The following is a 12,342-nucleotide window of genomic DNA, read 5'->3' as shown; positions in this document are numbered from 1 at the left end:
GCTTGCTGTACGATACAGATCCATGACAGGTTCGCGGTTCGCGCAGCTCGCCGCCGAGCTGCGCGAACGCATCGCGCTCGGCGACTACGCCCGTTCCGGCGCCCTGGAGAGCGAGGCCGACCTCGGCCGGCGGCACGGCGTCAGCCGGGTCACCGTGCGGCGCGCGCTCGAGCAGCTGCGCGACGAGGGGCTGGTCACCGCCCGCAAGGGCTCCGGCTGGTACGTCGCGGCCGGGGCGGCGTTCGGGCAGTCGCTGGCGCTCGGCACGTTCCAGCACGCGTCCTCGGCCGTCGCCGACGCCGGTGTGCCGCTGACCCGGCGCGTCGTGGAGTACGGGTACCGGCCGCTGCCGCCGGACACCGCGTCGGCGCTGGACGTCGCGGCCGGCGCGGAGGCGTTGCGGGTGCGCACCGTGCGGGTCGCCGGCGCGCATCCGCTCGACGTCGTCACCGAGTGGGTGCCGCTGCCCGTCGCCGCGCCGGTCAGCCGCGCCGACGCCGAGCAGCCGGGCGTGTGGGAGACGTTGCGGCGGCACGGGCACGGCGTCACGATCGTGCGCCAGAGCATCGCGGCCGCCGCCGCGAGCGAGTCCGTCGCCGCGCTCCTCGACGTCGCCGCCGGCACGCCCGTTCTGCTCGTGCGCCGGCTCGCGCTGCGCGACGAGGCCACCCCGCTGGCCCTGTCCGACCACCGTTATCTGGGCCACCGGTTCCGGCTCGACGTCGAGTTCCGGGGCTGGCCCGCCGCCGACCCGCCGGGTCTCCACATTGGGGGAACGTGATATGCGCCTGCTCGTCACCGGTGCCGCCGGATTCATCGGGGCGAACTTCGTGCGTTACTGGCACGCGCACCACCCCGACGACCGCGTCGTCGCCCTCGACGCGCTGACCTACGCCGGCGTGCGGGAGTCCCTGCCGCAGGGCATGCCCTTCGTGCACGCCGACATCGGGGATCCGTCCACTGTGGAGGCCGCCCTGCGCGAGCACCGCATCGACGTGGTGGTCAACTTCGCGGCCGAGTCGCACAACAGCCGCGCCGTGCTGGACCCCGGGGCGTTCTTCGCCACGAACGTCCTCGCCACGCAGCGCCTCCTGGAGACCTGCCGCCGGGTCGGGGTGGCCCGCTTCCACCACGTGTCGACCTGTGAGGTCTACGGCGACCTGGCCCTGGACGACCCGGGCGCGTTCGCCGAGGAGTCCCCCTACCGGCCGCGAACGCCCTACAACGCCAGCAAGGCCGGTGGCGACCACGCGGTGCGGGCGTACCACGAGACGTTCGGCCTGCCCGTGACGATCACCAATTGCGCCAACAACTTCGGGCCTTACCAGTTCCCCGAGAAGGTCATCCCGCTCTTTGTGACCAACGGCCTGGACGGCCGGACGCTACCGGTCTACGCGACCAGCCAGAACACCAGGGAGTGGCTGCACGTCGAGGACCACTGCGCGGCGATCGACCGGGTCCTCCACAGTGGACGGATCGGCGCGACGTACAACGTCGGCTCCGGCGTCGAGGTGAGCGTCGCCGACCTGGCCCGGCGGATCCTTTCGCACCTGGGCCTGCCGGCGGCGCGGATCGAGACGGTGCCCGACCGCCCCGGCCACGACCGCCGCTACCTGCTGGACTCCACCCGCCTGCGCGCCGAACTCGGCTGGGCCCCGACGGTCGATTTCGACGCGGGCCTGGCGGCGACGATCGACTGGTACGCGTCGCACCGCGCGTGGTGGGCGCCGCTGCGCGACCGCCTCCTGGTCGCCGAGTCCGCCTGGTAGCACGCCGCGATCAGGTCGGGCCGCCGAGCCGGCGCATCGCCTCCTCGACCTCGTCGAGATACACGTCGACCTCGTCCTCGTCGTACCCGCGCCGCCCGATCCGCGACTTGCGGAACGACACCCCGCGCACCCGCGCCGGATCCAGCGGCACGCCCTCGGCGCAGGCCCGGATCACCTCGTCGAGGAAGGCGTCGACCTCGTCCTCCTCGTAGCCCGGCCGGCCCATCCGCGGCCGGCGGAACGTGATCTCGTCGGTGCGCCGGGCGAGGGTCTCGAAGGTGTGCTCCCGCCCGCGGCGGACGGCCTCGGCGGGACGGGCGTCGATCCTGGGCTCCGGCACGGCGTCGTCATCGTCGTCGCTGCCCCGCCCGCGGATCAGCAGGAACAGGCAGATGATCAACACAATGGTGGCGCATGCGGCCAGGCCCATTTCGCCCGACACTTTCCCTCCCACCGTGTGCCCGGAGCGCAGAGGCTACCGGATCCGCGACGCCGGTATCGACCCGCCTCGACCCGCTTTGTGGAAGGGCGTCCACCAGTTCAGGTCGCCGAGGAGCGCCATCGTCGCGGGGACCAGCAGCCCGCGGATGATCGTGGCGTCCACGGCGATCGCCACGGCCAACCCGAGCCCGAACATCTTGATGATCGGATTCGGGCTCAGGATGAAACTCGCGAAGACGCAGACCATGATCAGCGCGGCCGAGGTGATCACCCGGCCGGTGCCTGCGAGCCCGTCGCGCACCGCCGCCCGGTTGTCCCCCGAGGCCCGCCACGCGTCCCGCACGGCGCTCAGCAGGAACACCTCGTAGTCCATCGACAACCCGAAGAGGAGCGCGAACAGCATCATCGGCACATACGCCTCGACCGGCACCGGACCGTCCAGGCCGATCGCCCGCACGCCCCACCCCCACTGGAACACCGCCGTCAGCACGCCGTACGCGGTGCCGACGGAGAGCAGGTTCATGACGGCCGCCTTGAGCGCCAGCACCGGCGCCCGGAAGGCGAGCAGGAGCAGCACCGCCGACAGCAGCACGACCGCCGCGATGACCCACGGCATGCGCCGGGCGACCCGTTCGCCGACGTCGCCGCGGATCGCCACGGCGCCGGTCACGTGCACGTCCGCGCCGGCCACCGTCACCCGCCGCAGCGCCCTGATCGTGTCGGCGGTGCGCGGGTCGTTCGCCGCCGAGTCCGCCTCCGCGCGCACGGCCGCCACCCGCCCGTCGGCCGACACCGCGGCCGGCCGGGTGCGGGCCACCCCGGGCGTGCGCGCGACCGCGTCCCGCAGCGCGGCGATCCGGCCGTCGCCGTCGCCGGCCGGCGGGTCGAGCGCGGCGACGACGGTCAGCGGCCCGTTGATCCCCGGCCCGAAGCCCTCCGCGAGCAGGTCGTACCCGGTGCGCGTCGCGGTCCCCGGCGGGTTGTTCCCGAAGTCGAGCTGCCCCGTCTCGAGGTCCGCGACGGGAGCGGTCACCAGGACCAGCAGCGCCGTCGTGAGCAGGGCGTACCGCCCGGGCTTCCGGGTGATCCGCTCCGCCAGCCTTCCCCAGCGGGAACGACCTGAGCCCGCCGGCCGCCGGAAGACCCGCAGCGCGTCGACCCTGGGCCCGAGCAGCGTCAGCACGGCCGGCAGCAGCGTGGTGGCCGCCCCGACGGCGAGCAGCACCACCAGCCCCGCCGTCCACGCCAGCGTCGTCAGGATCGGCACGCCCGCCAGCCCCAGTCCCCCGAACGCCACCACGACCGAACCGCCGGCGAAGACCACGGCCGTGCCGGCGGACGCCACGGTCGCCACGACCGCCGCCCGGTCCCGGCCGAGCGCGCGGTACCGGGTGAGCAGGAACAGCGCGTAGTCGACCCCGACGCCCAGGCCGATCATCGTGGCGAGCGTGGTCGCCACCGACGGCACGTCGGTCAGGTGTCCCGCCAGCCCGATCAGCCCCAGCCCGCACAGCAGCGTCACCAGCGCCGTCACCAGTGGCAGCCCCGCGGCCACCAGCCCGCCGAACGCCACCACCATGACCAGCGCCGCGACGGCCAACCCGAGGAGTTCGCCGGTGCGGGTGCCGGACTCCGGCCGGGCGAGCGCACCCGCGCCGACCGTCTCGACCCCCGCCGCGCGGGCCGGGGCGGCCGCGTCGAGCACCCCCTCGGCCAGCGCCCGGTCGACCTCCCGCGAGATCACGTCGAACTCCACCGTGGCGTAGCCGATGCGCCCGTCGGCACCGAGCGTGCCCTGTGCCGCGTCGGGCGGGCGGACGTTCGCGACGTGCGGGTGCGCTCTCACCTCGGCGAGCGCGACGGCGATCGCCTCGGCCCGGCCGGGGTCGGCGAGGCTGCCGTCGCGCACCCGCAGGATCAGCTGCCCGGTGCCGTTCCCCGAACCGGCGAACGCGCGCTCCATCAGTTCGCGGCCGACCTGCCCGTCGCTGCCCGGCAGCGTGATGTCCTCCGCGACCGGCCGCCCGAACGCCCCCACCAACGCCGCCACCGCCACGGCGGCCAGCAGCCAGCCGGTCACCACCCACCCCGGCCGGCGCGTGCAGAACCGGCCGAGCCCCCGCATGATCCCGTCCACCGCCGTATCGAAGCACCGCGACGACACGAACCGGCAACGGCGGGCGCACCCCGGCCGCGGGGCGGCTGATCAGCCCCGGATACCCGTCTGCAACCGCCCGCTCCCGACGGGTGAAAACCGTGCCGGGAGCGGGTTTCCGCGTGCTGTGTCCACTGTGGACGGTCCTCCCGGGAACGGCGCAACTCGACGGCAACGAACGGCGACCCGGGCCCGCCACTTCCGCCCGCGAATCTTCTTCTTGTCCAGCCCACGGACTTCTGAAGGAGAAGCCCAGTGACTGCCACCGCCCGCAACACCACGGCCCGCCGCACCTCGACCGCCCGGGTGATCACCCGCGCGATCCTGCCGCTCGCGGCGACCATCGCAGCCCTCGGTGGCAGCATCGCCCTCGCCGGTGGCGCCCTCGCCGGCACCACGCCGACCGCTCCCGCCGCCCCGGCCAAGCCGGCGCCGAACTGCACGGTCGACGCGAAGCTCGTGCCCTCGTGCAACATCCTGTGGGGCGCGGCCGCGGGCGGCTTCTCCGACACCCCGCGCGACGAGGCGCTGCGCACCTGGGAGCAGAAGTCGGGCCGGACCGCGTCGGTCTACCACACCTACCACCGTGGCGACGAGATGTTCCCGACCAAGGACGAGATCGCCATGGCGCGCGAGGCCGGCAAGCCGCGCATCCTGTTCACGAACTGGAAGGTCGGCTACGGCGCCAAGTGGGCCGACGTCGCCAAGGGCAAGCAGGACGCCCGCATCGACAAGCTCGCCAAGTACATCAAGGCGAACTACACCGACACCTTCTTCATGGCCATCCACCACGAGCCGGAGAACGACGTCTCCACCAACACCGGCAGCGGCATGACCGCCAAGGACTACGCCGCGATGTACCGCCACACCGTCCAGCGCATGCGCGCCAACGGCGTCACCAACGTCGTGTTCGTCATGGCCTACATGAACGTCGAGAAGTGGAACAACTCCTCCTGGTGGAAGGACCTGTACCCGGGCAACGACGTCGTCGACTGGGTCGGCGTGGACTCCTACGTCAACTCGCAGCCGAACGGCTACCACTACGGCGACTTCAACAACCTCATGAACCGCACCACCGACAAGAACGTCTTCCCGGGTTGGTACAACTGGGCGCTCACCACGGGCAAGCCGATCATGGTCGCCGAGTGGGGCATGTACGAGTGCAGGACGAAGTGCTCGCCGGCCGAGAAGGCCAAGCTGTACGGCACCGTCCTGCAGCAGCTGAAGGCGATGCCCGCGATCAAGGCGATGGTGTACTTCGACACCGCCTCCGACCAGCAGGGCCTGGACATGCGCATCGACAGCACCAGGGAGAGCCTGACCGCGTTCCGGAAGGTCGCGGCCGACCCGATCTTCAACGTCCGCGTCCGCTAGATCCACGCACCACGAACCGCCCCGGCCGGCGGAGCCGGTCGGGGCGGTTCTTCGCTGATCTTGCACTTGTGGGGTCGCCGTCCCGTTAGGCTGCGGGCGTTCCTTCGGTCCCCACCAAGGAGGGCATCGTGGCCTCTCGACTCAACCCCTACATCAGCTTCCCCGAGGGCAACGCCCGTGAGGCGCTGGAGTTCTACAAGAGCGTGCTCGGCGGAACGCTCACCGTGAACACGTTCGGCGAGTTCGGCATGGAAGGGCCGGTCGCCGACAAGGTCATGCACGGCCAGCTGGAGACCGCCGACGGCTACACCCTCATGGGCGCGGACACGCCGCCCGAGATGCCGGTGAAGGCGGGCGACAGCGTCACGATCTGCATCAACGGCGACGTCGATGACACCCTGCGCGGCTACTTCGAGAAGCTGTCGGCCGGCGGCACCGTCAACGAGCCGCTGAAGAAGCAGATGTGGGGCGACGAGTACGGCCAGTTCGTGGACCGGTTCGGGGTCTCGTGGATGTTCAACCTCGGGGCGCCCCGGGAGGCCTGAGCCACTCTCAGCGGGGCGCGCGGTCGGCCGGCTGGAACAGCTCGACGGGGTTGCCCGCCGGATCGTCCAGCACGATCTGCCGACCGCCCGGCCCGCTGATCACGTCGCTGCGGAACGGCACACCGGCCGCGCGCAGCTTCGCGACCTCGGCGTCGATGTCCTCGACGAGCAGGTGGATGCGGTTCCAGCCGCCGGGGTGCGGGCTGCGCCCGTCCGGCATCGCGCGGCCGGCCGAACTCGTCGGGCCGGACAGCAGCAGCCGCAGGTTGCCGCGCCGCACGTCGGCGAACGCCGGCAGGAACGTCGTGTCGGACGTGAAGCCGAGCTGCGTGGTGTAGAAGTCGATCGCGGCTCGCACGTCGTCCACCAGGTAACGGACGTGCACGGTGTGGTCGGTCATGACGCCTCCGTTGTCAGGGTGTGCAGCAGGAGTGCGATCCGCCGGTCGAGCACGTCGGCGACCCGCTCGAACGCCGCCCGGTCGGCCGGCTCCGGGATGCTCCAGTGCACCGGCTCGGCGTGCCCGGGGAACTCGGGACAACTCTCCCGTACCCGGTCGCACAGCGTGATCACGCGGTCGAACCGCTGCCCGGTGAAGCCGTCCAGGTGCTTCGGCCGCGCCCCGGTGAGGTCGATGCCCCGGGCCGCCATCGCGGCGACCGCGTCCGGATCGACCGGCCGGGGACGGCTGCCGGCGCTGTGCGCCTCGACGGCCCCGGCGGTGCGGTGACGCAGGAGCGCCTCGGCCATCTGCGAGCGCGAACTGTTGCCGGTGCACAGGAAGAGCACCCGTCCGCCGACCGGCGCGGGTCGCTCCGGCGGGCGCAGGCGCAGCGCCGGGTGCAGTGCCGCGCCGGCCCCGGCGAGCAGGTCGGCGCAGCGGTCCAGGTCGAGCGTGTAGTAGGTGTCGCGGCCGTCGGCGCTGCTGCGTCGGGCGGTCACCAGCTCGGCCTTGCGCAGCTTCGACAGGTGGTAGGAGACGAGGTTCTGCGGCTCGTCGACCAGGGCCGTCAGCTCGCGCACCGCCCGGTCGCCCCGGGCCAGCTCGCCCAGCAGGCGCCGGCGCAGCGGATGACCCACCGCGATGAGGAACTCCACGCCCCGCAGACTACATCAAACTGATTTGATGCAACAGCGTTCAGCTGCTGCGGGGCGTCACCAGACCGGACTCGTAGGCGAACACCACCAGCTGTGCGCGGTCGCGGGCGCGCAGCTTCGTCATCGCCCGGTTGACGTGCGTCTTCGCGGTCACCGGGCTGATCACGAGGCGGGTCGCGATCTGGTCGTTCGACAGGCCCTGGGCCACCAGCGCGACGGCCTCGCGCTCCCGGTTGGTCAGCCCCGCCAGCGCCGGCCCGGGCTCGGGGCGCGGCGGCTGGGTGACGTAGCGGTCGATCAGCTTGCGGGTGATCGACGGGGCCAGCAGCGCGTCGCCCCGGGCCGCCACGCGCACCGCGTGCAGGAAGTCGTCGGGCCGGATGTCCTTCACGAGGAACCCGGCCGCGCCGGCCCGCAGCGCGTCGAAAACGTACTCGTCGAAGCCGTAGTTGGTCAGGATGACCACGTGCACCCCGGACAGCGCCGGGTCGGCCGCGATCCGCCGGGTCGCCTCGATCCCGTCGACGAACGGCATCTGCACGTCCACGAGCGCGATGTCGGGCAGCAGGCGGCGGGCCAGCGCCACCCCCTCGGCGCCGTCGGCGGCCTCCCCGACCACCTCGATGTCGTCCTCGATCTCCAGCAGGGCACGGAAGCCGCTGCGGATCAGCGGCTGGTCGTCGACGATCAGGACCCGGATCACGCGGTGCGCCCCGCCACCGACCCGGCCGGGCGACGTTCTTCGGTGGGAACCGACGACTCCGCGGCGGATGTCAGGGGGAGGTCGGCCTCCACCGCGAAGCCGCCCGTGGGGCGCGGGCCGACGCGGAGGCGGCCGCCGAGGGCGGTGACCCGTTCGCGCATGCCGCGCAGGCCGACACCGGGCTCCGCAACGGCGTCCGGGCGGGCCGTCCCGTCGTCCTCCACCCGCACGGTCAACCTGCCCGGGAGGTGTTCGACGCGCACCGTCGCCGTGGCGGCCGCGGCGTGGCGGGCGATGTTCGTCAGGGACTCCTGCACGATGCGGTACGCGGCCCGCTCGACGGCGGCCGGCACACCGGTGCGCTCCCCCGCGATCGTCAGCGTCGCGTCGAGGCCGGCGGCACGGGCGCGGGCCACCAGCTCCGGCAGGCGGTCGAGGCCGCACGGGGCGTTCGCGCCGTCGTCGCGCAGCGTCTCCAGGGTGGCGCGCAGCTCCCGGGAGGCCTCGCGGCCCGCGTCGCGGATGGCCAGCAGCGCGTCCGGGACGGGTTCGCCGCGCCGGCGGGCCACGTGGACGGCCGCCTCCGCCTGCACGGTGATCACGGAGATCTGGTGCGTGAGCGAGTCGTGCAACTCCCGGGCGATGTGCAGGCGTTCCTCGCCGGCCCGGCGCAGCGCGGCCTCCTCACGGGTGCGTTCGGCCTCGTCGGCCCGCCGTTCCGCCTGGCGCACCGCCTCTCCCGCGGCGCCGGCGGCGATCAGCCAGGCCAGCTCCAGCACACCCCGCGCCCGGGCGAACGCCGCACCGGTGTCCAGCGGCCCGGTCACCATCGTCGCGAGCGGGAGCGCCCCGAGCACGAGCAGGCTGACGACGACGGCGACGGTGCGGTGCCCCGCCCGGACGGCCGCGTACACCGCGACCACGTACGCCACCGCCGGAACATCCAGCCCCGCCGCCTGCCCGCCCACCGCGCACAGCCCGGTGACGACCAGGACGGCGACCGGCGCGCGCCGGCGCACGGCCAGCGCCAGCCCGCCGGCGACCAGCAGCGCCAGCCCGCCGACCGCGCGCGCCGTGAGGTCCGCCGGGGCTCCGCCGCCCGGATCGAGGCCCAGCCCGGCCACCAGAACGACCGCCGCCACGCCGACGGCCACCGCCCAGTCCCGGAGGGCGACGTTTGCCCTGCCCATGCGGGCACCCTATCCGCGCCGGCGCCCGCCGCGACTCCTGCGCGCGGAGGAGCGCCGGCCTACCACGCACGCGGTATTTCCCCGCGCCTACCACCGGCGCAGCAGCGCGCGGCGCCTGCGCCCGCACGATGACGGCCGGCGGTGCCGCCGGACACGATCGGGGCCACACATCCGGACCGGAATTCGGGAGGAACCAATGTCCACTGTGGACAATTACGCGCTGACGGCCGATCGGGCCGTGGCCAGCGTCGCCGCGCTCGTGGCGCTCGCCGCCGTCATCGTCGCCGGGTTGGCCCTCGCCCGCCGCGCCGGCCGTCGGGGCGCGCTCGTCGCGCTGACCACCGGGACGGCCGGCGCGCTCGTGGGCGTGTTCGTCGTGGCCACCGCCGAGGGCGGGCCGGGCAGCGGGAGCGGCATCGTGGGCGGCTTCGCGGCCGTCGTGCTCGGCGTGGCCGCGGTGGTCATGGGCGGCTTGGCCCGCCGCCGGGCGTAGCCGCCCGCGGGCCGCCGTGGGTACCGCCGCGCGGGGAGCACGGCGGTCGGGCTCAGCGGGCGGGCGTGCGGGTGGCGGCGATGACCTCGGTCAGCGCGGCGTGCAGCTCCTGCAGCTTCGCCAGGGGCATGCCGAGCTTCGCCACGACGGCGGGCGGGATCTTCTCGGCCTCGCGGCGCAGCGCGCGGCCGGCGTCGGTGAGCGACACGGCGAGCGCGCGTTCGTCGTGGGCGGCCCGCTCGCGGCGCACCAGCCCGCCCGCCTCGAGGCGCTTGAGCAGCGGCGACAGCGTGCCGGGATCGAGCTGCAGCAGGTGGCTCAGCTCGTTGACGCGCAGCGGCGAACGCTCCCACAGCGCCAGCATCGCCAGGTACTGCGGGTGGGTGAGCCCCATCGGCTCCAGCAGGGGCCGGTAGAGCGCGATGACGTTGCGGGAGGCGACGGCCAGCGCGAAGCACACCTGCCGTTCGAGCGCGAGGAGATCGTCGGTTTCGGTGGCTGCGGCCTTTGTCACCCTCCCAGCCTAACGCATGGTGTGCCTATTATTTGTGTACCAACTATTGGCGTGAGGGGTAACCGTGAGTCGACGGGACTGGCACTGGTCGCTGCTGTTCAAGGTCTACGGCCCGGCGACGGTCGAGGGCGCGCTGCACGGCGCCACCAACGAGGCCCGCGAGCAGTGGAAGCGGCACTGGGCCGAGCGCAAGCGCATCGCCGCGCAGGAGCGTGCCGCCCGCCGCGCCGCCGCCGGGGACCGGTAGACCCGTCAGCCCAGGTGGCGCCGGAGGAAGCGGATCGCGCTGTCCGTCTCGAACGCCGGCACGTCGCCGTGCCCGCCCGGGTTGGCGTGCAGGGTCTTCTCCGTCGAGCCGAACGCGTCGAACAACGCCAGGGCCGCGTCGCGGGGCACCCGTTCGTCGTCCCACTGGAGCACGAACTCGACCGGGGCGGTGATCCGTCGGGCCGCCTCGACGGAGGTGCCGGCGCCGTTCAGGCCGAGGACGGCGGCGCGCACCCGCGGCTCGGCCGCCACGAACGGCACACCCAGCGCGCAGCCGAGCGACATGCCCACGTAGCCGACCGGCCCCTCGCCGACGCCGTCGAGCGTGCGCAGCGCGTCCAGGACGGCCCGCCACTCCGGCACGCTCTGCGCCGCGAGGTGCGCGTGCAGTTCGGTCAGGACCGGGGTCGGGTCCCCGCCGGCGCGCAGCGCGCCGATGAGGCGTTCGTGCTCGGGGCTGCGGGGGCGTCCGCCGTGCGCCGGCGCGTCGACCGCCGCGACCGCGTAGCCGCACTCCGATACGAGCCGGTGCGCCCGGGCCACGACGCCGGGCGCCGCCTTGTGCTGGCCGCCGCCGTGCCCGATCAGGACCAACGGGCGGGTGCCGGTCGCGCCGTCGGGTGTCCGGAGCACCGCCGGGATCCCGTCGAGGAGGAACTCCCGGGTCAGGACGCCGTCGGACGACGCCCGTGAGGTGAAACGCATGAAGGATGAGCCTTTCGGGATGCCGCTGCGGGCGCTCCCTAGGCCTCGCCGGCGAGGGAGCCCCGACCTGTCACTGCGTTGATCGGTCTCACCTCCCTCGGTCGAACGTGCGGGTGAAGCTACCACACCCGGTCAGTGGGCGATCAGCACCGGGCAGTCCGAGTGGTGCAGCAGCTGCATGCCGACCGCGCCGAGCAGCGTGCCCACGGCGGCCGTGTGCCCGCGCGAACCCACCACCACGACGGCCGCCCCGCTGGACATCCCCACCAGCATGCGCGCCGCGCTCCCCCGCGCCGCGACCGGCTTCACCGGCACCGCCGGGAACTTGTCCCGCCAGGGCGCGAGGGCGGCGTTCAGCTCCTCGAACGCGGCGTTGCGCACCACGTCCGGCTCGCACGGGATCGGCAGCGACACCACCGGCCAGGCCGCTACCGGCACCGTGTACGCGTGCGCCGCCACCAGTGCGCAGCCCCGCGTCGCCGCCTCCTCGAACGCCGCGCGCACCGCGTGTTCGCTGGTGTGGTCGACGCCCACGACGACCGGCTTGTCGCCCGGCTCGGTGTCGCCCCGGGCCACGAGAACCGGCACCCGCGCGTGCATCGCCACCATGTGGCTCACGGCGCCCAGCATCAGGCTCGCGAAGCCGCCGTGCCCGCGATGGCCGATCACCAGCAGTCCCGCCGAGTCGGCCGCGTCGATGAGCACCTCCCCCGGATCCCCGGCGACGGCCTCGCCGACGACCTCGACGTCGGGTGCGAACCGCCGGGCGTCGTGCGCCGCCTCGCGGGCCACCTGTTCGGCGCGTTCGCGCACCAGGCGTTGCACGTCCGGCGAGGCGCCGTAGAGGGAGGAGGGCCAGTCCGGCTCGAACGCGCACACCACCCGCAGCGCGCTCCGGCGCCGGGCGGCCTCCGCGGCGGCCAGGCGCAGCGCCGCGCGACCGGGGTCCGAGCCGTCGACCCCGACGACCACCTGCGGCGTGAGCTCCATGCCCCGATGGTGCGCCGTGCCGACGTTCCCCCGCAGCAACATCGACCCATCGACAACCCCACGCGGGGGTCACCGCCGTCTCCACGGATGAGGGACCG

Annotated in this window: 15 protein-coding genes; 6 read left to right on the top strand and 9 right to left on the bottom strand. The window is 73.8% G+C overall.

All coding sequences use genetic code 11. From position 1 onward, the window contains the following. Positions 1–22 precede the first annotated feature (22 nt). Entirely contained in the window at positions 23–781 is a 759-nt protein-coding gene (locus Val02_RS03655) for a GntR family transcriptional regulator (RefSeq protein ID WP_203897383.1), read from the top strand. 1 nt (position 782) lies between these two features. After that, positions 783–1,769 carry a dTDP-glucose 4,6-dehydratase gene (gene rfbB, locus Val02_RS03650; RefSeq protein ID WP_203897382.1) on the top strand — a complete coding sequence of 329 codons (987 nt, stop codon included), beginning with the start codon at positions 783–785 and terminating at the stop codon, positions 1,767–1,769. Between the two features lie 10 nt (positions 1,770–1,779). On the opposite strand, the gene Val02_RS48610 is transcribed toward rfbB, so the two are convergent. Next, positions 1,780–2,211: a DivIVA domain-containing protein gene (locus tag Val02_RS48610; RefSeq protein WP_203897381.1), complete on the bottom strand. Its 432-nt coding sequence runs from the start codon at positions 2,209–2,211 to the stop codon at positions 1,780–1,782. 33 nt (positions 2,212–2,244) lie between these two features. After that, positions 2,245–4,347, bottom strand: a complete 2,103-nt coding sequence (locus tag Val02_RS03640; RefSeq protein ID WP_203897380.1) for an MMPL family transporter — start codon at positions 4,345–4,347, stop codon at positions 2,245–2,247. A 273-nt stretch (positions 4,348–4,620) separates the two neighbouring features. Here Val02_RS03640 and Val02_RS03635 point away from each other — a divergent pair, with 273 nt between their 5' ends. Together Val02_RS03635 and Val02_RS03630 are read left to right on the top strand one after the other, a co-directional pair. Then, the gene (locus Val02_RS03635) at positions 4,621–5,739 is read left to right on the top strand and encodes a glycoside hydrolase family 26 protein (RefSeq protein WP_239151972.1); all 1,119 of its coding nucleotides are present in this window, start codon (positions 4,621–4,623) and stop codon (positions 5,737–5,739) included. A 128-nt stretch (positions 5,740–5,867) separates the two neighbouring features. Next, the gene (locus Val02_RS03630) at positions 5,868–6,284 is read left to right on the top strand and encodes a VOC family protein (protein WP_203897379.1); all 417 of its coding nucleotides are present in this window, start codon (positions 5,868–5,870) and stop codon (positions 6,282–6,284) included. Positions 6,285–6,291: 7 nt separating this feature from the next. Here the strand turns inward: Val02_RS03630 and Val02_RS03625 are convergent, their stop codons facing one another. Genes Val02_RS03625 through Val02_RS03610 form a run of 4 tightly spaced genes read right to left on the bottom strand, consistent with a single transcriptional unit; the run spans position 6,292 to position 9,275 of the window. After that, positions 6,292–6,684, bottom strand: a complete 393-nt coding sequence (locus Val02_RS03625; RefSeq protein ID WP_203897378.1) for a VOC family protein — start codon at positions 6,682–6,684, stop codon at positions 6,292–6,294. Continuing rightward, positions 6,681–7,382, bottom strand: a complete 702-nt coding sequence (locus tag Val02_RS03620; RefSeq protein WP_239151961.1) for an arsenate reductase/protein-tyrosine-phosphatase family protein — start codon at positions 7,380–7,382, stop codon at positions 6,681–6,683. The genes Val02_RS03625 and Val02_RS03620 overlap by 4 nt, the downstream gene beginning before the upstream one ends. A 40-nt stretch (positions 7,383–7,422) precedes the next feature. Next, on the bottom strand, positions 7,423–8,085 hold the full coding sequence (locus Val02_RS03615) for a response regulator (protein WP_203897377.1): 663 nt from the start codon (positions 8,083–8,085) through the stop codon (positions 7,423–7,425). Then, complete coding sequence (locus Val02_RS03610) at positions 8,082–9,275, bottom strand: sensor histidine kinase (RefSeq protein ID WP_203897376.1); 1,194 nt, start codon at positions 9,273–9,275, stop codon at positions 8,082–8,084. Before Val02_RS03610 ends, Val02_RS03615 begins: the two co-directional genes overlap by 4 nt. A 196-nt stretch (positions 9,276–9,471) precedes the next feature. Here Val02_RS03610 and Val02_RS03605 point away from each other — a divergent pair, with 196 nt between their 5' ends. After that, on the top strand, positions 9,472–9,768 hold the full coding sequence (locus Val02_RS03605) for a DUF6223 family protein (RefSeq protein ID WP_203897375.1): 297 nt from the start codon (positions 9,472–9,474) through the stop codon (positions 9,766–9,768). 52 nt (positions 9,769–9,820) lie between these two features. On the opposite strand, the gene Val02_RS03600 is transcribed toward Val02_RS03605, so the two are convergent. Then, positions 9,821–10,282, bottom strand: coding sequence for a MarR family winged helix-turn-helix transcriptional regulator (locus Val02_RS03600; protein WP_239151948.1), 462 nt, complete (start codon positions 10,280–10,282; stop codon positions 9,821–9,823). 64 nt (positions 10,283–10,346) lie between these two features. Here Val02_RS03600 and Val02_RS03595 point away from each other — a divergent pair, with 64 nt between their 5' ends. Continuing rightward, complete coding sequence (locus tag Val02_RS03595; RefSeq protein ID WP_203897374.1) at positions 10,347–10,529, top strand: hypothetical protein; 183 nt, start codon at positions 10,347–10,349, stop codon at positions 10,527–10,529. Between the two features lie 5 nt (positions 10,530–10,534). Here the strand turns inward: Val02_RS03595 and Val02_RS03590 are convergent, their stop codons facing one another. Both Val02_RS03590 and Val02_RS03585 read right to left on the bottom strand, forming a co-directional pair. Beyond that, entirely contained in the window at positions 10,535–11,254 is a 720-nt protein-coding gene (locus Val02_RS03590; protein WP_203897373.1) for a dienelactone hydrolase family protein, read from the bottom strand. 132 nt (positions 11,255–11,386) lie between these two features. Further along, the gene (locus Val02_RS03585) at positions 11,387–12,244 is read right to left on the bottom strand and encodes a universal stress protein (RefSeq protein WP_203897372.1); all 858 of its coding nucleotides are present in this window, start codon (positions 12,242–12,244) and stop codon (positions 11,387–11,389) included. Positions 12,245–12,342: the final 98 nt, after the last annotated feature.

The organism is Virgisporangium aliadipatigenens, assembly GCF_016863615.1.
GTDB classification, from domain to species: Bacteria; Actinomycetota; Actinomycetes; order Mycobacteriales; family Micromonosporaceae; genus Virgisporangium; species Virgisporangium aliadipatigenens.
This window is presented reverse-complemented; position numbering and strand designations above follow the sequence as displayed.